Source organism: Afipia sp. GW823-FHT06G09 (assembly GCF_058794875.1).
The window spans coordinates 380,081-399,048 of sequence record NZ_JBXAHF010000004.1; the positions used below are offsets into that span (position 1 = coordinate 380,081).

An 18,968-nucleotide genomic window follows, 5' to 3' on the forward strand; every position below is an offset into this window, starting at 1 on the left:
GCATTGCGAAGCCGCCGGATCGACATAACTGAAGAGAGCCGGCCTGTGCTGGCCCGGCATGCCAGACTCAAGTTTGATGAGGCCCGGCAGGTCTGGGTCATTTTGGTGCCGGAGCGGGTGCTAGCACCGGACGAGATTGCAGTTGAAATCCTGCAGCTTTGTGACGGCGTAAGCAGCGTGAATCAGATCATCGATGTGCTCGCTGCCAAGTATGCCGCCGATCGTGGTACGATTGGCACGGACGTTATCGCCATGCTGCGCGATCTCGCCGAAAAGGGTTTCCTTGCGGAGGCACGGGACACAAAACCATGAGTCCGACGCTCACCAATGTTTCTCCTGTTCACGCCGGGCCGGCGGACGGACTGGCGGTTCTGGAGCAGCGCAAATCGCAGGCGGAGACGTTTGGAATTCCCCTGGCTGTTCTGGCGGAGCTGACGCATCGCTGCCCACTGCAGTGTCCGTACTGCTCGAACCCGGTGGAACTGGAGCGCGGCGGTACGGAACTCACCACTGTCGAGTGGAAGCGCGTGCTGAGCGAACTCGCGGCCATTGGAGTGCTTCAGATTCATTTTTCCGGTGGCGAACCCACGGCGCGGAAGGATCTGGTGGAACTGGTTCAGCATGCGACCGATGTCGGCCTGTACACGAACCTCATCACCTCGGCTGTCCTGTTGACCAAGGACAAGCTTGCAGCTCTGGCCGATGCCGGACTTTGTCACGTGCAGATCAGCTTTCAGGGTAGCGAGCAGGGTGTGGCCGATCGCGTCGCCGGATTGAAGGATGCGCACGCCAGGAAGATCGATGCGGCAGGCTGGACGCGTGAACTCGGCTTGCCGCTGACGGTCAACGCCGTGATGCATCGCCAAAATTTGTTCCAGCTTGCTGATATCATCCAGATGGCGGTCGATCTCGATGCCGATCGGCTGGAAGTCGCCAATGTGCAGTATTACGGCTGGGCGCTGAAGAACCGCGCTGCGTTGATGCCGACGATGGAACAGATCGACGAGACCTCCCGGATCGTCGAGGAAGCCGAGGCGCGGCTGAAGGGCATTCTGGCTATCGACTACGTCGTCCCTGATTACTACGCGCTGCGTCCAAAGAAATGCATGGGCGGCTGGGGGCGGCAGTTCTTCAATATCTCGCCGTCGGGCAAGATATTGCCATGTCACGCGGCGGAAACGATCACCGGTCTTGCGTTTGAATCTGTGCGGGACCATTCCATCACGTGGATCTGGCAGAACTCGGAAGCATTCAATCGCTATCGCGGCACCGGCTGGATGCCGGAGCCGTGCCAAAGCTGTGAATACAAGGAGATCGATTACGGCGGCTGCCGCTGTCAGGCATTTGCGCTGACCGGCAATGCCGGCAACACCGATCCGGCCTGTGCGTTGTCGCCGGCTCACGAGCGGATATTCAAGACAGCTATGACGGAGGCGGCCGGAGACAACCGCCGGTTCATCTACCGGAACTTTGCAGGCGGCACATTCGAGGCCGATCCACATGGGGCCTGACGCCGCTGACACCGCCTCGTCCAAAAAGGCTGACAGGTTTACGCCGCTGACCGTGCAGCATCTTGCGGTGGGTGGGGGCCACGAGCTTTATGTGGAGACAGTTGGCCGCGCCGACGGCATCCCCGTGGTCTATCTGCACGGTGGCCCTGGTAGCGGTTGCCAGCCCGACCATCGCCGGTTGTTCGATCCGCTGCGCTTTCATGCGGTGCTGTTCGACCAGCGCGGGGCGGGCAGGAGCCGCCCGAAGGGATCGCGCAAGGACAACACGCTGCCGCATTTGATTGCCGACATGGAAATCATCCGCGCGATGCTGGGCTTTGAGCGGTGGCTGGTTGTCGGCGGGTCGTGGGGCGCGACGTTGGCTCTCGCCTATGCGCAGGTGCATCCGTCGCGCGTCAGCGGCATCGTGCTGCGCGCGACTTTTCTGGGCACCCGCGATGAACTGGAATGGACATTCATCGGCGGCTTGCGGCGCTTCTACCCTGACCTGAACGATGATTTTCTCAGCCTGCTGCCGCCGGACGAGCGCGACCAGCCGCTCGACGCCTATTGGCGGCGCATTCTCGATCCCGATCCAGCCGTACACGGACCGGCGTCCCGCGCCTGGCACGACACCGAGCGCATTCTCTCAGAGCACAAGCCGTCGAAAACACGGCTTGACCTTGCGGCGGTGGCGAATGGTGGGCGCGGTCTTCCATCGTCGCCGTTTATGGAAGCGCATTACTTTCAGAATGACTGCTTCATGAAGCCCGGACAACTTCTGGAAAATGCCGGACGCCTGAGGGGCATTCCGGGAGTTGTCGTGCAAGGCCGCTACGACCTCCTGTGTCCGCCGTCGACTGCCCATGCGCTGCTTGCGGCGTGGCCCGATGCCCAGCTACGAATGGTTGAGACCGCAGGGCACTCGCTGTACGATCCTGGGGTCAGGGATGCCGTCGTTGCAGCCATCGAAGAGCTGTCACGCGCCTAGCGGATAACAGTTCGTCTCGCTCACACGCAGGATGGGTGCGCGTCGCGCACGCTTAGTTTGGCAGCGTGACGTCGACCGTTATCCCGGAATACCAGGCAGCGAGATCTGCGATGTCGGCGTCCGATAGCGGTTTCGCTACAACATTCATATTCTCTTCCTTGCGCTCTTCGGAGCGGAAGGCTTTGAGTTGTTTTTCCAGATACATTGCAGGTGAACCCGCGATGTTGGGGGCCATAGGCATCTTGGAAACCCCGTCGATGCCGTGACAGGCCGCGCACATTTGCGCCTTCTTTCGTCCAGCCTTGGCGTCCCCCGCGGCCTGCGCTGTGACCACCCCGTTCAGCGTCAGCAGAACCAGCAGGCCGGCCAGATATGGTCCGGTGTGTTTGTTCGGTTTTGATTGCATGAACTGCTTTTCTTGTTGCTGGATCGGCTCTGCCGTGAACCGGAGGGCTGGTTCACGGCAGGCGACGTGTCCCTTACTTCTCTTCGTAGGTGATACGATACAGCGCGCCGGCGAGATCGTCCGACACCAGAAGTGAGCCGTCGCGCAGCGTTGCGACGTCTACCGGACGACCGGTGTATTCGCCATCCGGCGTCAACCAGCCAGAAGCAAAGACTTCGGTCTTGTCCGCGCTGCCGTCAGGTTTGAGCGACGTGAACATGATGCGTGCGCCGATCGGGTCCGTGCGATTCCACGAGCCGTGCTGGGCGGAGAAGATGCCGCCACGATACTTCGCCGGGAACGATTTGCCGTTGTAGAAGATCATGCCGAGGTCAGCGGCATGGGCGTCCATCTCCACTTCAGGATAGACCACATTGGCGGGCGGAGTATCGGCCTTGTATTCAACGGTGCGAACCTTGCCGCCGCCGAAATAGGGGAAGCCGAAGTTCTGCCCGGCTTGGGTGATGCGGTTCAACTCGCCGGGAGGGATGTTGTCGCCCATTCCGTCGACCTGATTGTCCGTAAACCAGAGCTGGTTATTCTTTTGATTGAAATCCATGCCGACCGAGTTGCGGATGCCGGTGGCATAGACTTCGCGGTTCTTGCCGTCCTGATCCATTCTGATGATCCCGCCAATGCCATTCTTCGCGAAGCCATCGAGCTTGTTCTTCGCCGGCACGTTGAAAGGCTGTCCCAGCGAGATGTAAATCTTGTTGTCGGCCCCGACGCGGCAAACGCGCGCTGTGTGGTTGAAGCTTTCGTCTTCCTTCGGAATCAACTCGCCCTGTGGAACGACCACAGCGACGGCGATGTCCGGGCTTTCATAGAAAAACTCGGCGGCCGGAAAATTAAGAACACGGTTCTGCTCTACCACAAACAGGAAACCGTCCTTGGAAAAGCAGACACCGTTGGGAATGGTGAAGTTCACTGAAGGTGCAAACTCCTTCACTTCCTCGGCAAAGCCGGCCTTACCGCGATCCGTCACGGCATAGACCTTGCTTTTACGCGTCCCGACGAACGTCACGACGCCTTGCGGTCCTACGGCAATATGCCGCGCGTCTGGCACGAGCGCATACAGGCTGATCTTGAAGCCGGGCGGTAGTTTGATCTTGGCAAGGTTCGCCTTGATCGCGTCGACCTTGCGGCCCGTCTGCGGAACAGTCGGAATTTCCGTAACGCCTGTTTTCTGAAAATTACCGAGCTTGTCGAGGTTGTTGTTTGGCGATTGAGCTGACGCCGAAATCGCCAAAGCGCAAAGAAACGCTGCAGCAGCAACCGAATTCAGGGCATGATGTTTGAAAGCGTAAAACATGATTTTGTCCTCCCGGCAGGGTGTCATTTTTGGCGTTTTACGGGGTGAGAGCCTATCGCAGGTTTGCGCCGGCGCAAGACGACCTGCGCGTAAAATCATTCTGGCGACGCAGCATGGAAAATTCTATCGCGTGATTGTGATTTGCGATTGCAGCCCAGCTGCGGTGTTGGCGCGGCATGACCGGTTGTGAAGCAAAAAGGCCGCCCGGTGCGGGGCGGCCTTTCATTGCGTTTGTTAAAATTGAAATCAGCGGGCCTTCAGGAACTCCGCGACATTCAGCAGCACGAACTCGTTGTCGTCAGCCTTGTTGGGCTCACGGCTCGTGGAGAATGGCAGATTGTTATCGTTGCCGACGATGATGTGGGTCTGATCGACGATATCGACGTTCTCGATGGTCCAGAACGGGAAGGTAAGGGCGCCATTGTTCAGCGGCTTGCGCGCCTTCTTGTCAGGATCGGCGATCTTCATCAGGTCGATATAGCCGATCTTGCGAACCGGGCCGTTTGCATTGGCGTCCGTCATTTCGATCTTGTAGACGCGCTTGAACTTGGCGAGATCGTGGAAGCAGTCTGGCTTCTTCGGACCCTCGCAAGCCTTGTCGGCAGTGCCTTCGCCGTTATCGCGCTCGATGATCATCGCAGTGGTCGCATCGATCATGTTGAAATCGCCGATAGCGAGGCCATTGCTCTCGAGCACATACTTCCAGTGACGGCCGGTCCACTTGCCCGCGCCGACATCGAACTCGAGAATGCGCAGATATTCCTTGCCGTCAGCGGTTTTTTCCCAGTCCTTCTTCTCGGCGTCCCAGGCCGGGCCTTCGAGCAGGGGATAAAGGAACTTGCCGTCCGGAGAGGCGGCCATGCCCTCGTAGCCCTTCGAGCGGCGGATGTTGAAGGCCACCGGCGTGGTCGGGGTCGCTGGCGACGTGATCGCATAGTGGTCGGGCGAGCGGGCGGGCTTGCCATCGATTTCGGTTTCGAACACGGCCTCGACCTTGCCGGTGCGATCGGCACGGATCAGATAGGGACCGAATTCGTCGCCGATCCAGATCTTGTCGCCGATCGGCTGGAAGCTCTCGGTATCGAAGTCTGAGCCAGTCAGGTAGCGGGATTCCGTGCCTTCGTTGGCGATGCGGAAAGGCACCTTCTTATCGGGATCGCGCAGGAAGACGGTGGAGACACGCTCAACCGCGCCTTTGGTCCAGTCGATGCGGTAGTTGTTCAGGAAGAGCATGGCGTCCGGCGAGTTCGCCTTGCTACCGAAGCCGTTGTCCGAAATCACCCAGAACGTGCCATCAGCGGCTTTCTTGATCCCGGAGTGGCCCTGCAAGGGCTGGCCCTTGAACGGCAACTTGACGCCAGTCGGGCGGTCGAAGGATTTACCCTCGACGCTGCCGATGGCATCGACGCGGGTGCCGGTGGTAAACTTGCCTGAAACCTTCAGGTCCGCGGGGGCATCCGCGGGGGCTTCGACAAAGGACTCGGCAGGCATCACGGCGTGGCCGGCAAGGGTGGCGGGGAAGGCTTGACCGGATGTTTGAGCCGCCGCGAGACCGGGCAGAGCGGTCAGTGCGAGCAACGACAATGTAGCAATGCGCATGTAATCCTCCTTGAAGACATGCGCTGCTTGTCGGTGTTCTGTGTGTCAGTGCCGCTACATCGGCGTGACACTTCGATAACTGTAAACGTCTTTTCCGTGCCGTATTGTCGCGGGGGCTCAGCCAGGAACTTGCTTGTCGCCGACTGTCGATGCGGCGGACGGGAATGCTGAAGCCAGGTCAGCGACCTGCTCGGGCGTCAATGTACGGGGATTCATGCCGCGCAGCATCAGATAGAGCTTTGCGGTCTCTTCGAGCTCTTCCATGGCAAACACGGCGGCTTCTAGCGTGTCGCCGGCAACCACCGGTCCATGATTGGACAGCATCACGCACGAGTACTTGCCGGCAAGCCCCCGGATCGCATCGGCGACCGCCGCGTCGCCCGGGCGGTAATAGGGCAGCAGCGCGGTCGTGCCGCAGCGCATCACGTAATAGGGCGTCAGTGGCGGCAGCGCTGCATGCGGATCGATATCGGGCAGCATGGACACGGCAACGCAGTGTGCGCAATGCAGATGGACGACGGCGCGCGCGTTGCGTCGCGTCTCATAGAGCGCGGCATGCAACGGGATTTCCTTGGTGGGCGCATCACCCGACAACAGACGTCCCGAACTGTTCAATCGCGAGATGCTGGCCGGATCCAGAAACCCGAGGGAGGCGTTGGTCGGTGTCACCAGCCAGCCGCCGTCATCGAGGCGGACGCTGATGTTTCCTGAGGATCCCGGGGTCAGGCCGCGCTCGAACAACGAGCGGCCGAACTGGCAAATCTGATCGCGAAGCCGTGTTTCCGTCATTCCGTAGCCCTTCCGCATGCCTTTTCTCACGGTTTTCAGAAAGGCTCAAACGCCATTTTGGACGTGCCGTGGGCCGTGCTACCAAGCAGTCAACGCCCGCCACCAAATGCGCGGGCACACGACAATCCGGGAGATCGTATGCCCACTGGACGCATTGGAGTTGTCGGCCTCGGTTCGATGGGCCTTGGTATGGCGCTGTCGTTGAAGCGGGCCGGCTTCGACGTTGCGGGCTGCGACGTAGCGGCGGAAGCGGTTGCGCGGCTGGTTGCTGAGGGGGGCCGCGGCGCGGCGTCGCCGGCCGAAGCGGCGCGGGAGGCCGATGCGGTCGTCAGTGTGGTCGTGAACGCCGTGCAGACCGAGGCGATCCTGTTCGGCCCGCAAGGTGTTGCGGAGACCTTGCCCAAAGGGTCGGTTTTTATATCGTCCGCGACGATGGACCCGGATGTCGCGCGGCACCTGGCAAAACAGCTCGAAGCCACCGGACGGCATTATCTCGATGCGCCGATCAGTGGCGGTGCGCAGCGCGCCGCGCAGGGTGAACTCACAATCCTGGCGTCCGGCAGCAAGGCTGCGTTTGCCAGGGCGAGGGCGGCACTCGATGCGATGTCGGCGAAGTTGTATGAACTTGGCGATGAGCCTGGGCAGGGCGCGGCCTTCAAGATGATCAATCAGCTTCTGGCCGGCGTGCACATCGCGGCCGCGAGCGAAGCGATGGCGTTTGCGGCAAAGCAGGGTCTCGACATCGCCAAGGTTTATGAGGTCATCACAGCATCCGCCGGGAATTCCTGGATGTTCGAGAATCGGATGCCTCACGTGCTGGACGGCGACTACACGCCACGCAGCGCCGTCGATATTTTCGTCAAGGACCTCGGCATCATCCAGGACATGGCGCGAACCGCGAAATTTCCGGTTCCGGTCTCGGCGGCTGCATTACAGATGTTTCTGATGACATCGGCCGCTGGCATGGGCCGCGACGACGATGCGTCGGTGGCGCGGATGTACGCGCGTGTCACAGGCACGAAGCTGCCGGGTGAGTAGGGCCCGATCACAACAACAAGAAACGGAATCATCCAATGCCTCGTTTTGCAGCAAATCTCAGCATGATGTTCAACGAAGTGCCGTTTCTCGATCGCTTCGACGCGGCGGCAAAAGCGGGCTTTTCGGCGGTTGAGTTTCTGTTCCCATACGAACATTCGCCTGACGAGGTTGGTGAACGGCTTCACCGCAACGGCCTGACCCAGGCGCTGTTCAATCTGTTTCCCGGAGACTGGAACAAAGGAGAGCGCGGTTTCGCCGCGTTGCCAGACCGCCTCGCGGATGTACAGGCGAGCGTCCAGCGGGCGTTGCCTTATGCGGCCGCTACCGGCGTTAAACGACTGCATCTTATGGCAGGCATTGCCGACCGCCGCGATCCGAAAGCGGTCGACGCGTTCCGCCGCTCGGTGGCGTGGACTGCCGAGGCGCTCGCCAAGGAAGAGATCGATCTCATGCTGGAGCCGATCAATCCGCGCGATGTTCCGGGGTATTTCCTGAACGATTTTGATTTTGCGGCTAGCGTGATCAGTGACTTGAAAATGCCAAATCTGAAATTGCAGTTCGATATCTATCATCGGCAGATCGTGCACGGCGATGTTACCGTTGCGCTTCGGCAGATGATGCCGATGATAGGACATATCCAGATCGCAAGTGTTCCTTCACGTAACGAACCGGCAGGCGAGGAACTGAATTATCCTTTCCTGTTCGAGGAACTCGACCGGCTGGGGTATGGCGGCTTTGTCGGCTGCGAATACCGTCCAAAAGGCGAGACGTCCGAGGGGCTCGGCTGGTTCGCGCCTTATGCGAAGTCCAGGACTGGAGCGCGCGCGTGACGCTGGCTCTGGGCTGTATCGCAGACGACTACACCGGCGCATCCGATCTCGCTAACACGTTGACCCGCTGCGGGCTGCGCACGGTGCAGACCATCGGCGTTCCGAGTGACGCGCTGGCGCTGCCCGATGTCGATGCCGTTGTTGTATCGCTGAAGAGCCGCTCCATTGAGGCGTCGCAGGCGGTTGCGCGCTCCCGTGACGCGGACAAGTGGCTGCGGGCGCGGGGCGCGGCCCATGTCCTATTCAAGATCTGCTCGACATTCGATTCAACGGATGCCGGCAACATCGGGCCGGTGATGGATGCACTGCGCACCGATTCCGGCGATGCCATCGTGCTCGTGACGCCCGCGTTTCCCGGAACGGGGCGCACAGTTTACCAAGGCAACCTGTTCGTGGGTAGCGTGCCGTTGAACGAAAGCCCGCTGAAGGATCATCCGCTCAATCCGATGCACGACTCCAATCTTGTGCGGGTGCTGGCGCGGCAGAGTAAATCCAAAGTCGGTTTGGTTGACCTCGCCACCGTCGCAAAAGGCGCCGAAGCGATCCGCGCAAAGCTGACCGATTTTGCCAAACAAGGCGTCGGGGCTGCGATCATCGATGCCGTGTTCGATCCTGAGCTTGAGATCATTGGTCAGGTTGCGCTGGATCATCGTTTGTCGGTGGGTGCGTCGGGAATGGGCCTTGGGCTCGCCCGCGGTCTTGTCGCGTCGGGCAGGGTGAGGGCAGCCTCGGCGAGTGCCGATCAAAAGACGATCGGTGGCCCGGTCGCTTGCCTTGCCGGGAGCTGTTCGCAGGCGACGCTGACGCAGATCGCCTATGCCGAGAAATCCATGCCGGTGCTGCGGCTCGATCCTGAAAAGATCGTCGCAGGGCCGTCCGAGGTTCAGCGCGCGCTTGGCTGGTCACGAGAACACCTCGGCAAGGGACCGGTTCTGATCGCGAGCAGTTCGACGCCCGATCAAGTTTCCGCGCTTCAGGCAAAGTACGGCCGCGATGTTGCAGGCCGTGCCATCGAGCAGGCGATGGCGGCCATCAGTGAAGGTCTGGTTGCCGCCGGCGTCAGGCGCCTCGTGATCGCTGGAGGCGAAACCTCAGGCGCCGTGGTCGACCGCCTTGGCATTCCGGGTTTTCTGGTGGGACCAGAAATCGCCGCAGGCGTACCGGTGCTGCGGTGCGTAGGCTGGAGCAAGGGCGAGGCGGTGACGGCGCTGAAATCCGGCAACTTCGGTGGCCCGGATTTCTTCAACGACGCCATCCGCCTAATGCCGTAATTTACGCTTCCTTGAAACCGTATTCTTGCTGGTTGCCGGTCGCGCCGTAATACTTGTACGGCAGGAATTTGCCCGACATGGTGATCTTGACGCGATCTCCCTTTGGATTGGCGAGGCGTTCCATGTCCATGTCGAAATCGATTGCGGACATGATGCCGTCACCGAATTCTTCCTCGATGAGCGCTTTCCACGCCGGTCCGTTTACCATCACCAGTTCGTAAAGCCGGTAGATCAGCGGGTCGGTGGGCGGCATCTGGATTCCTTCGCCGCGCATCGGCACCTCATTGATCATCGCCTGTTCGACCTTGGAGAGGCCGAACAGTTTGGCGGCATTCTCGGCTTGCGGTTTTGTCAGTTTCATCTGGCCGAGGATGGCGCCAACCACCAGCACTTCGGAGTGGCCGCCGATCTGTTCGCAGATATGTTTCCAGCTCCAGCCGTTCTCGCGCTTGATGTCGAGCAGTTTCTCGGTGAGGTCGGATCGCTTCATTTCAATTCTCCAGTTTTGAAAGTTAATCAGGCGGCGCTGATCTGGCCGGCCGCTGGCTTATCGGTAGATGCGTTCGTGGTCACGATTGCTGGCTCCGTGAATCCGGGGCGGACAACGGGCACGTTGCGCGGGTCGTGATTCTTGTTGGTTTCCACGAACGTCTTGCTGCGTGTGACCAGGAAGTCGATGATGTGATTGCGCAATGCGTAATACTGCGGGTGCCGGTGGAGATCGATGCGGCCCCGATCCTTCGGCAGCGGATTTTCCAAGACCTCCGCAAGCACCGCACCGGGGCCGTTGGTCATCAGGAAGATCTTGTCGGCGAGATAGATCGCTTCGTCCACGTCGTGCGTGATCATGAAGGCGGTCTGGCCGGTCTCCAGGCAGATGCGGCGAACCTCGTCCTGCAACGTTCCCCGCGTCAGCGCGTCGAGTGCGGAGAAGGGCTCATCCATCAGCATGATTTTCGGCGTGATCGACAGCGCGCGCGCGATACCGACGCGCTGCTTCATGCCGCCGGACAACTCTGAGGGCCTTTTGTGCTCGGACCCGGTGAGACCGACAATGTCGATGAACTTCTGGGCATGGGCACGAACGCGCGCCTTGTCCCACTTGCGCCATTTGGATGAAACCGCGTAGGCGACGTTGCCCATCACCGTGCGCCACGGCAACAAAGCATGACTCTGGAAAATCACGGCTCGATCGAGGCTGGTGCCCTCGATAGCCTGACCGTCCACGATCACGGTGCCTTCGGAGGGTTCGTCCAGCCCGGCGAGGATGTTGAGAACGGTGGTCTTGCCGCAACCGGAATGCCCGATCACGCAACCGAACTCTCCGCGCGGCATCGACAGCCAGAGGTCCTCGAAGATGGTCGTCTTCCTGCCATCTGGTGCCGGATAGTGCTTGGCGATGCCTTCGATAGAGATGAATTTCTCGATCATTACATCACTCCGGGAACGTGACCATGCGCGTGAACCGCGCAAGGATCTGGTCGAACATCATTCCGACCAGACCGATGACCAGAATGGCGATGATGACGTTGGTGATCGACAGGTTGTTCCACTCGTTCCAGACGAAGTAACCGATGCCTGTACCACCGACGAGCATTTCAGCCGCGACGATGACGAGCCAGGCAATGCCGATGGAGATGCGCATGCCGGTCAGGATGGTCGGCGCAGCGGCGGGAAGGATCACAGTGAAGGCGCGGCGCATCGATCCGACCTCGAGCGTTCGTGCAACGTTGATCCATTCCTTGCGCACGGCGGAGACACCGAACGCCGTGTTGATCAGCATCGGCCAGATCGCGCAGATAAAGATCACGAAGATCGCGGAGGTGTTGGAATCCTTGATGGTGTAGAGCGCCAGCGGCATCCAGGCGAGCGGAGAGATCGGCTTCAGAACCTGAATGAAAGGATCGAGCGCCTTGCTGATCAGCGGCGACATGCCGATCAGGAATCCGAGCGGGATCGCCACAATCACGGCGAGGAAGTAACCCAGCAACACGCGGGCAATCGAATAGCCGAGCTGGATACCAAGGCCCTTGTCATTCGGGCCGTTGTCGTAGAACGGGCTCTTGATATGCTGCCAGAGCTTAGCGCCGACATCGAGCGGTCCCGGCATTGCCGATTTGCCCTGGGTCGCGGTCACACCCATCAGCTTTGCGTATTCCGGGCTCATGGTCGCGACCGACCCGCTGCCGCGCGTGGCAAGATGCCACGCGCCGATGAAGGCGAGGAAGATCGCAATCGACAGCACGGCCGCGCGAAGTTTCAGCGACGAGGTCATGCTTAGCTCGCCTTGCTGATCTTGAAGCTCTTGAGGTAATCCTCAGGCTTTGTCGGATCGAAAGGCTTACCCATCACGCTGAAGGACTTTGTGGTGGTTGTGGGAGGTATGAGACCGACTTCCTTCATGAGTTTTGCTGTATCGGTGGCGAGATAGACCTGGCTCGCGACACCGGCGTAGTCGACGTCACCCTTGATCTGTCCCCAACGCTTCATCTGGGTCATGATCCAGACTGCGAACGACTGCCAAGGGAACGGATCGAAATCGACGCGGTTCGGCTGCGTCACGATGTTGCCGAGTCCATCGGCGAACGTGCCGGTGAGAATTTGCTCGAGCACGATTGGCGGCTGGTTGAGGTAGTTCGCCGGGGAGATAGCCTCGGCAATCTGCTTGCGGTTCTCGGCCTTGTGCGCGAACGCCGTCGCATCGATGATCGATTTCAGCAGCGCAGCGTAGGTATTTGGCATCGTGGTGACGAATTCCTTGGACGCCGCAAACGCGCAGCAGGGATGGCCCTCCCAGATATCCTTCGTCAGAATGTGGATGAAGCCGACGCCATCATACACAGCGCGCTGGTTCATCGGATCTGGACCGAGGAAGCCATCGATGTTGTCGGCGCGAAGATTGGCGACCATTTCCGGCGGCGGCACCGCGCGGATTTGAACGTCGGTATCGGGATCGATGCCGTGCTCCGCCAGGTAGTAGCGCAGCAGGTAATTGTGCATCGAGTAGTCGAACGGCACCGCGAACTTGAAGCCCTTCCAGTCCTTGGGGTTGCGCTTATCCTTGTGCTTGATGGCGAGGGTGATGGCCTGACCGTTGATGTTTTCAACCGCGGGCATGGTGTAGGGGATCGGATTGGAGCCGGCGCCCATTGAGATGGCGATGGGCATAGGCGAGAGCATGTGCGCCGCGTCGTATTCCTTGTTGATGGTCTTGTCGCGGATGACAGCCCAGCCGGCAGTCTTGATCACTTCGACGTTGAGGCCTTGCTTTTCATAGAAGCCCATCGGCTTTGCCATGATGATCGGCGTGGCGCATGTGATGGGAATGAATCCGACCTTGAGGTCCTTCTTTTCAAGCGGCGCGCCCTGCGCGAAAACCTCGGTGGCGGTCTTCAGGGGAAAAAACTGCGAGACAGCGGCGACGGCAGTCGCAGCGCCGACCGATTTCAGGAACGCGCGGCGTGCGACGTCTTGCGGAAACATCGCGCGCATGACGGCCGATGCGACGACGCCTTCATAGCGCTGCTCGTCGCCCTGTGAGGCAACAGTCTGGAGTTGGAGTGCTGCATCGTGCTCCGCGTCGTTCGCGTGCTGGCCGCAAGCGCAGCCGAAAGAGGAGAGGCGACGGTTTGGATCGAATGGATTGTCGAAGGTGGACATGAAACCTCCTGCATAGCGTTTCAGTCCACTACGCAAGCTGCGTGCCATTCCCGTTTCGCGCGATTTATCAATAAGCCTACGCTGCAGCGGTAATATTGCCGGTTACGAAATTTCGTGTTACACGATTATTCGTAGATCAATTACGATATTTCGTAGTGAGAGTTTATGGACGTCTCCTTGTCCCCGATAACGGAGAGGGGCCCCGATCTGTGGGGCGCCGCGTTCGATTTTTCGGCCGAGCCGACGATGTTGCTGGATCCTCATGGCGACCGCATCGTGGAGGCCAATCCCGCCGTGTGCGCTTTGCTTGGATACGACCGTGCACTGCTCCGGCAGATGAAGATCAGCGCCTTGCATGCCGGTCAGGTGCCGGCGCTGATTGTGTTCACCCAGGCAGTGTTCGACAGGGGCTCATTCTGGACCACGTCGCTGACACCGCGTCATGCCGCGGGTAACAAGCTGCGGCTGGAATATACCGGGTCGCTCATCCCGCAGGAGGGCACGCCGCTGGTGCTGCTGGCGATGAGTGACCTCGAACAGCGCCGCCGGCGGTTTGTCGACGTTACGGCGGAGGATCACATGCGCGGCGGTATTGCTGCCTGGCAACGCGTGGAGCGTGTCTTCCGTGATATCGAGCGCGAGAACCAGTTGATCCTGCGCGCGGCGGGCGAGGGCATCTATGGGGTCAACGCCGAAGGCAAGACCACATTCGTCAATCCGGTCGCCGAGCGCATTCTCGGCTGGTCGGCGGAGGAACTGGTCGGCACCAATATTCACGCGACCGTGCATCATACACACCACGACGGCAGGCATTATCCGCACGAGGACTGTCCGATCTATGCCGCGTTCCGCGACGGCGCGGTGCATCAGGTGGATGACGAGGTGTTCTGGCGCAAGGACGGCACGCCGGTCTGGGTCGAATACACGTCCACGCCGATCCGCGATCGCGGCGTGGTGGTTGGCGCGGTGATTGTGTTCCGCGATGTCAGTCAGCGCCGCGAGGCGGATGAAAAGCTTCGCGCGGCGCTCGCCGAGGTCGATCAACTGCGCGAGCGTCTCGAGCAGGAAAACGCCTATTTGCAGGAGGAAATCCGCACCGAGACGAATCCCCGCGGCATCATCGGCCGCACGGCGGCGGTGCAGAAGACGCTGCGGCAGGTCAGCCTCGTCGCGCCGACCGACGCGACCGTGATGATCACCGGCGAGTCCGGCACTGGCAAGGAGTTGATCGCGCGCGCCATCCACGAGGCGAGCCAGCGCAGCGATCGTCCGCTGATCCGTGTCAACTGTGCGGCAATCCCGCGTGAGCTGTTCGAGAGCGAATTCTTCGGCCATGTGCGCGGAGCGTTTACCGGCGCGTTGCGCGACCGTGTCGGACGATTTGAACTCGCCGATGGCGGGACACTGTTTCTGGATGAGGTCGGCGAAATTCCGCTGGAACTTCAGGGCAAGCTGTTGCGCGTGTTGCAGGAGGGGCATTTTGAGCGCGTCGGTGAGGAGCGGACACGTGCCGTAAACGTCCGTGTTATCGCCGCGACCAATCGCGAACTGAAGCAGGAAGTGAAGCAGGGGCGATTCCGCGAGGATCTCTATTTCCGGCTCAACGTGTTTCCGGTTGAAACCGTGCCGCTGCGTGACCGTCGTGAGGACATCCCGTTACTCGCGCAGCATTTCCTGAGCAGCGAGAGCAAATCGCTCAAATCCAACCTTCGATTATCGGAAGGCGATGTGCGTCGCCTGATGCAGTACGACTGGCCGGGCAACGTCCGCGAGTTACAGAATGTGATCGAACGCGCCGCCATTTTGGCCCAGAACGGCCGGCTGCGGATTGATCTGCCCATTCAGCAAACCGGAACCGAACTCCCCGTAGCGTCACGGCGTCCCAGGAATGGCGCGCCTCAAGTTATCATGACGGACGATGAGATGCGGGAGCACGAACGCAACAATATCCTGACCGCGCTGAAGGCATCCGGCGGCAAGGTTTTTGGCAAGGACGGCGCGGCGGAACTGCTTGCGATCAAGCCGACCACCTTGGCATCGCGCATCAAATCGCTCGGCATTTCGGCACGAAACCTCGATTCGCCAATGCGTTAGGCAGGGCTTGCCCGTTGTTAGCGCTTGATAGAGGCTTGGTCCGGTGTTCTGCTTAAAAACAAGCCATTGAGGTTGTTGCGCAGTGTCCATCGCCGTCGCCCTGCATCACGTCACACATTATAGGTATGACCAGCCCGTCAGCCTCGGGCCGCAGGTCATCCGGCTGCGGCCGGCACCGCACTCGCGCACACGGGTTTCCAGCTATTCGCTGAAGGTTTTGCCCGAGAAGCATTTCGTCAACTGGCAGCAGGACCCGCAGGGGAACTGGCTCGCGCGCTTCGTGTTTCCCGAGCCGACGTTGGAATTCAAGATCGAGGTGGACTTCATCGCCGATATGGCGGTGGTCAATCCGTTCGATTTTTTTGTCGAGCCGTACGCGGAAACGTTTCCATTTCAATATCCGGCTGACCTTGCCGACGAGCTTACGCCGTATCTGAAGACCGAGCCGGTCACCCCGTTGCTCGCGGAATATCTTGCGAGCATTCCGCGCGGACCGACCAACACCGTAAACTTCCTTGTTGAGCTCAACGCGAAGCTGCGCGACAGGATCAACTACGTCATCCGTCTGGAGCCGGGGATTCAGACGCCAGAGGAGACGCTGCGGAGCGGCGCGGGCTCGTGCCGCGACTCCGCCTGGCTCCTGATCCAGGCGCTGCGCAATCTTGGATTGGCGGCGCGCTTCGTCTCCGGCTATCTCATTCAGTTGCGTCCTGACATCGACCCGTTGCAGGGGCCCCGAGAAGTCGAGGCTGATTTCACCGATCTTCATGCCTGGGCGGAGGTTTATCTGCCCGGCGCCGGATGGATCGGCTTCGATGTGACGTCGGGCATGCTGACGGGAGAGGGGCATATCCCGGTCGCAGCGTCACCGCACTACCGGACTGCTGCGCCGATCAGCGGCAATGTCAGCGCGGCCAATGTCGATTTTGGTTTCGAGATGAAGGTGACGCGCGTCAACGAAGCGCCGCGTATCACCAAACCATTCTCTGATGAGTCATGGCGGCGTCTCGACGTGTTGGGCGAGAAGGTTGATGCCGACCTCGCAGCCGACGATGTGCGGCTGACCATGGGCGGCGAGCCGACATTCGTTTCCATGGACGATCTGGAGTCCGCCGAGTGGAATACAGCCGCAGTCGGCCCGACCAAACGTGGCATTGCCGATGATCTCATCCGCCGTTTGCGCACCCGCTTCGCTCCGGGTGGCCTTCTGCACTACGGACAGGGCAAGTGGTATCCCGGTGAAAGCCTGCCGCGCTGGGCTTTCGGGCTCTACTGGCGCAAGGACGGCGTGCCGATTTGGCGCAATCCTGACCTGATCGCGCCGATGGAAGGGCCGCGCTCCGCGAAGATCGAGCAGGCGGAAAAATTCGCGGCGGGCATTGCAGAAAAACTCGGCATCGATGCAGGCAATGTGCTGCCGGCCTATGAGGATCAGGCGCACTGGCTTTTGAAGGAGAACAGCCTTCCGGGCAATGTCGATCCGAGCGATTCGAAGCTGGCCGATCCGGAAGAACGCTCGCGCATGGCGCAGGTGTTTCAGCAGGGGCTGAACGTGCCGCGTGGCTTCGTGCTGCCGGTACAGCGCTGGAATGCGAAGGTCGCCAGCCGCTGGCGGAGCGAGAAATGGAATCTCCGGCGGGGAAACCTGTTCCTGATGCCGGGCGATTCACCGCTGGGTCTGCGATTGCCGATGAATTCGCTACAATGGATTCCGCCGGAGGACTATCCCTATATCGTCGAACAGGATCCGACGGAAGAACGCGAAGCGCTGCCGGTGTTCGATGCTACGGCTGCTTCATCCGAGCCGGTCGCTCAGCCGCCCGTATTCGATGGTGGAGCATTGGCAGATGGCGGGCCGCGCCAGTTCATTCAGGAGCAGCAGGCTGGCGGAAAGGGCGGTGTCCGCACGGCGCTGTCGATCGAGATTCGCGACGGCATTCTCTGCGCGTTCATGCCGCCGGTGGAGAAGCTCGAGGACTATCTCGAACTGATCGCGGTGGTGGAGGCAACCGCAGAAGACATGAAGCTTCAGGTTCATGTCGAGGGCTATGCGCCGCCTTACGATCCGCGTGTCGAGGTCATTAAGGTCACTCCCGACCCAGGCGTGATCGAGATCAACATTCATCCGGCGAAGAACTGGCGCGAAATCGTCGATACGACCATCAGTCTCTATCAGGAGGCCGCGCATGTTCGCCTTGGTGCGAACCGTTTCCTGATCGATGGCCGTCACACTGGCACTGGCGGCGGCAATCATGTCGTTGTGGGCGGCGGCACGCCCGCGGACTCGCCATTTCTGCGGCGCCCCGATCTGCTCAAGAGCGTGGTGCTATACTGGCAACGCCATCCGTCGCTATCGTATTTGTTCTCCGGCATGTTCATCGGCCCGACCAGTCAGGCTCCGCGCATCGATGAAGCCCGGCATGACGCGCTCTATGAGTTGGAGATTGCGATCTCGAAGATTCCGCCGAAAGGCGAGAAGGTGCCGTTGTGGCTGGTGGATCGCACGTTCCGGCATTTGCTGGTGGACATTACCGGCAACACCCATCGTGCCGAAATCTGCATCGACAAACTTTACTCACCCGACAGCCCCACGGGCCGCCTAGGTCTTGTTGAATTCCGTGCATTGGAGATGCCGCCCGATGCGCGCATGAGCCTCGCGCAGCAACTGGTTATCCGGGCCTTGATCGCGAAATTCTGGCGTGAGCCGCAGGATGGCCGCTTCGTGCGATGGGGAACGACGTTGCATGATCGCTTCATGCTGCCGCATTTTCTCTGGGAAGATTTCAGAAGCGTGCTCTCGGACCTGAAGCAGGCTGGCTACGATTTCGAGCCGGAATGGTTCGAAGCGCAACTTGAGTTTCGTTTTCCGCTTTTCGGCAGCGTCCAGCATGGCGGCGTGACGCTTGAGCTGCGGCAGGCCCTGGAGCCGTGGCATGTGCTCGGCGAGGAAAACGCCGGCGGCGGCACGGTGCGCTATGTTGACTCGTCTGTCGAGCGCTTGCAGGTTAAGGTTAGCGGCTTCATCGAAGGACGGCATGTGATCACCTGCAATGGCCGCCGATTGCCGATGACCAACACCGAGCGCGCAGGCGAGGCAGTCGCGGGCGTTCGTTTCAAGGCATGGCAGCCATCGTCGGGTCTCCATCCGACGATTCCGGTTCATGCGCCGCTGACCTTTGACATCCTAGACACATGGAATGGCCGCTCGCTGGGCGGCTGTGTTTACCATGTCGCCCATCCGGGTGGGCGCAGCTACGATACCAAGCCGGTGAACAGCTACGAGGCCGAGGCGCGGCGGCTTGCCCGCTTTCAGGACCATGGGCACACGCCGGGCCCAATAAATGTGCCGCCCGAGGAAAGAACCCTCGAATTTCCCCTGACTCTGGACCTTCGGACACCGCTCCCGCATTGAGGCCGCCGCCATAATCGGCGAAGTTGTCGCAAAAGGC

The 18,968-nt window shown here is 60.4% G+C and carries 16 protein-coding genes; 8 read left to right on the forward strand and 8 right to left on the reverse strand.

From position 1 onward, the window contains the following. Positions 1 to 3 precede the first annotated feature (3 nt). Genes pqqD through pip form a run of 3 tightly spaced genes read left to right on the forward strand, consistent with a single transcriptional unit; the run spans position 4 to position 2,481 of the window. Positions 4 to 312, forward strand: coding sequence for a pyrroloquinoline quinone biosynthesis peptide chaperone PqqD (gene pqqD / locus AC1Q67_RS18635; RefSeq protein WP_492237161.1), 309 nt, complete (start codon positions 4 to 6; stop codon positions 310 to 312). Continuing rightward, positions 309 to 1,511, forward strand: a complete 1,203-nt coding sequence (gene pqqE / locus AC1Q67_RS18640; protein WP_492236828.1) for a pyrroloquinoline quinone biosynthesis protein PqqE — start codon at positions 309 to 311, stop codon at positions 1,509 to 1,511. Before pqqD ends, pqqE begins: the two co-directional genes overlap by 4 nt. After that, positions 1,501 to 2,481: a prolyl aminopeptidase gene (pip, locus tag AC1Q67_RS18645; RefSeq protein ID WP_492236827.1), complete on the forward strand. Its 981-nt coding sequence runs from the start codon at positions 1,501 to 1,503 to the stop codon at positions 2,479 to 2,481. The genes pqqE and pip overlap by 11 nt, the downstream gene beginning before the upstream one ends. Before the next feature lie 52 nt (positions 2,482 to 2,533). Here pip and AC1Q67_RS18650 read toward each other — a convergent pair whose 3' ends face one another. From AC1Q67_RS18650 to otnC, 4 genes are all read right to left on the reverse strand, one after another. Further along, positions 2,534 to 2,887: a c-type cytochrome gene (locus AC1Q67_RS18650; RefSeq protein WP_492236826.1), complete on the reverse strand. Its 354-nt coding sequence runs from the start codon at positions 2,885 to 2,887 to the stop codon at positions 2,534 to 2,536. 73 nt (positions 2,888 to 2,960) lie between these two features. Next, positions 2,961 to 4,238 (reverse strand): PQQ-dependent sugar dehydrogenase, encoded by a 1,278-nt coding sequence (locus AC1Q67_RS18655; protein WP_492236825.1) that lies wholly within the window; start codon positions 4,236 to 4,238, stop codon positions 2,961 to 2,963. 246 nt (positions 4,239 to 4,484) lie between these two features. After that, on the reverse strand, positions 4,485 to 5,837 hold the full coding sequence (locus AC1Q67_RS18660; RefSeq protein ID WP_492236824.1) for an esterase-like activity of phytase family protein: 1,353 nt from the start codon (positions 5,835 to 5,837) through the stop codon (positions 4,485 to 4,487). A gap of 117 nt (positions 5,838 to 5,954) precedes the next feature. After that, positions 5,955 to 6,626 (reverse strand): 3-oxo-tetronate 4-phosphate decarboxylase, encoded by a 672-nt coding sequence (gene otnC, locus AC1Q67_RS18665; RefSeq protein ID WP_492237160.1) that lies wholly within the window; start codon positions 6,624 to 6,626, stop codon positions 5,955 to 5,957. Positions 6,627 to 6,701: 75 nt separating this feature from the next. On the opposite strand from otnC, the gene ltnD reads away from it, so the two are divergent. The 3 genes from ltnD to otnK are packed head-to-tail and all read left to right on the forward strand — an operon-like array spanning position 6,702 to position 9,765. After that, a complete protein-coding gene (gene ltnD / locus AC1Q67_RS18670; RefSeq protein WP_492238162.1) occupies positions 6,702 to 7,664 on the forward strand; it encodes an L-threonate dehydrogenase in 963 nt (320 codons plus the stop codon). Positions 7,665 to 7,699: 35 nt separating this feature from the next. Then, positions 7,700 to 8,494, forward strand: coding sequence for a 2-oxo-tetronate isomerase (gene otnI / locus AC1Q67_RS18675; protein WP_492236822.1), 795 nt, complete (start codon positions 7,700 to 7,702; stop codon positions 8,492 to 8,494). Continuing rightward, positions 8,491 to 9,765: a 3-oxo-tetronate kinase gene (otnK, locus tag AC1Q67_RS18680; RefSeq protein ID WP_492236821.1), complete on the forward strand. Its 1,275-nt coding sequence runs from the start codon at positions 8,491 to 8,493 to the stop codon at positions 9,763 to 9,765. The genes otnI and otnK overlap by 4 nt, the downstream gene beginning before the upstream one ends. A 1-nt stretch (position 9,766) precedes the next feature. Here otnK and cynS read toward each other — a convergent pair whose 3' ends face one another. From cynS to AC1Q67_RS18700, 4 genes are read right to left on the reverse strand one after another with little or no spacing between them, the layout of a single operon-like run. Then, positions 9,767 to 10,255, reverse strand: coding sequence for a cyanase (gene cynS, locus AC1Q67_RS18685; protein WP_024574614.1), 489 nt, complete (start codon positions 10,253 to 10,255; stop codon positions 9,767 to 9,769). 26 nt (positions 10,256 to 10,281) lie between these two features. After that, on the reverse strand, positions 10,282 to 11,196 hold the full coding sequence (locus tag AC1Q67_RS18690) for an ABC transporter ATP-binding protein (RefSeq protein WP_492236820.1): 915 nt from the start codon (positions 11,194 to 11,196) through the stop codon (positions 10,282 to 10,284). A gap of 4 nt (positions 11,197 to 11,200) precedes the next feature. Further along, positions 11,201 to 12,040 (reverse strand): nitrate ABC transporter permease, encoded by an 840-nt coding sequence (ntrB, locus tag AC1Q67_RS18695; RefSeq protein WP_006020178.1) that lies wholly within the window; start codon positions 12,038 to 12,040, stop codon positions 11,201 to 11,203. A 2-nt stretch (positions 12,041 to 12,042) separates the two neighbouring features. Then, positions 12,043 to 13,425 (reverse strand): CmpA/NrtA family ABC transporter substrate-binding protein, encoded by a 1,383-nt coding sequence (locus AC1Q67_RS18700; RefSeq protein ID WP_492236819.1) that lies wholly within the window; start codon positions 13,423 to 13,425, stop codon positions 12,043 to 12,045. A gap of 165 nt (positions 13,426 to 13,590) precedes the next feature. Between AC1Q67_RS18700 and AC1Q67_RS18705 the strand changes: the two genes are divergently transcribed. Together AC1Q67_RS18705 and AC1Q67_RS18710 are read left to right on the forward strand one after the other, a co-directional pair. Further along, entirely contained in the window at positions 13,591 to 15,519 is a 1,929-nt protein-coding gene (locus AC1Q67_RS18705) for a sigma-54 interaction domain-containing protein (protein WP_492236818.1), read from the forward strand. A gap of 82 nt (positions 15,520 to 15,601) precedes the next feature. Next, positions 15,602 to 18,931, forward strand: coding sequence for a transglutaminase family protein (locus AC1Q67_RS18710; RefSeq protein WP_492236817.1), 3,330 nt, complete (start codon positions 15,602 to 15,604; stop codon positions 18,929 to 18,931). The last annotated feature ends 37 nt before the right edge of the window (positions 18,932 to 18,968 follow it).

Bases quoted from the DNA above. Each gene is read 5' to 3' on its own strand.
- pqqE (WP_492236828.1), top strand. From the start codon at position 309: ATGAGTCCGACGCTCACCAATGTTTCTCCTGTTCACGCCGGGCCGGCG.
- pip (WP_492236827.1), top strand. From the start codon at position 1,501: ATGGGGCCTGACGCCGCTGACACCGCCTCGTCCAAAAAGGCTGACAGG.
- AC1Q67_RS18650 (WP_492236826.1), bottom strand. From the start codon at position 2,887: ATGCAATCAAAACCGAACAAACACACCGGACCATATCTGGCCGGCCTG.
- AC1Q67_RS18655 (WP_492236825.1), bottom strand. From the start codon at position 4,238: ATGTTTTACGCTTTCAAACATCATGCCCTGAATTCGGTTGCTGCTGCA.
- AC1Q67_RS18660 (WP_492236824.1), bottom strand. From the start codon at position 5,837: ATGCGCATTGCTACATTGTCGTTGCTCGCACTGACCGCTCTGCCCGGT.
- otnC (WP_492237160.1), bottom strand. From the start codon at position 6,626: ATGACGGAAACACGGCTTCGCGATCAGATTTGCCAGTTCGGCCGCTCG.
- otnI (WP_492236822.1), top strand. From the start codon at position 7,700: ATGCCTCGTTTTGCAGCAAATCTCAGCATGATGTTCAACGAAGTGCCG.
- cynS (WP_024574614.1), bottom strand. From the start codon at position 10,255: ATGAAGCGATCCGACCTCACCGAGAAACTGCTCGACATCAAGCGCGAG.
- AC1Q67_RS18690 (WP_492236820.1), bottom strand. From the start codon at position 11,196: ATGATCGAGAAATTCATCTCTATCGAAGGCATCGCCAAGCACTATCCG.
- ntrB (WP_006020178.1), bottom strand. From the start codon at position 12,040: ATGACCTCGTCGCTGAAACTTCGCGCGGCCGTGCTGTCGATTGCGATC.
- AC1Q67_RS18700 (WP_492236819.1), bottom strand. From the start codon at position 13,425: ATGTCCACCTTCGACAATCCATTCGATCCAAACCGTCGCCTCTCCTCT.
- AC1Q67_RS18705 (WP_492236818.1), top strand. From the start codon at position 13,591: ATGGACGTCTCCTTGTCCCCGATAACGGAGAGGGGCCCCGATCTGTGG.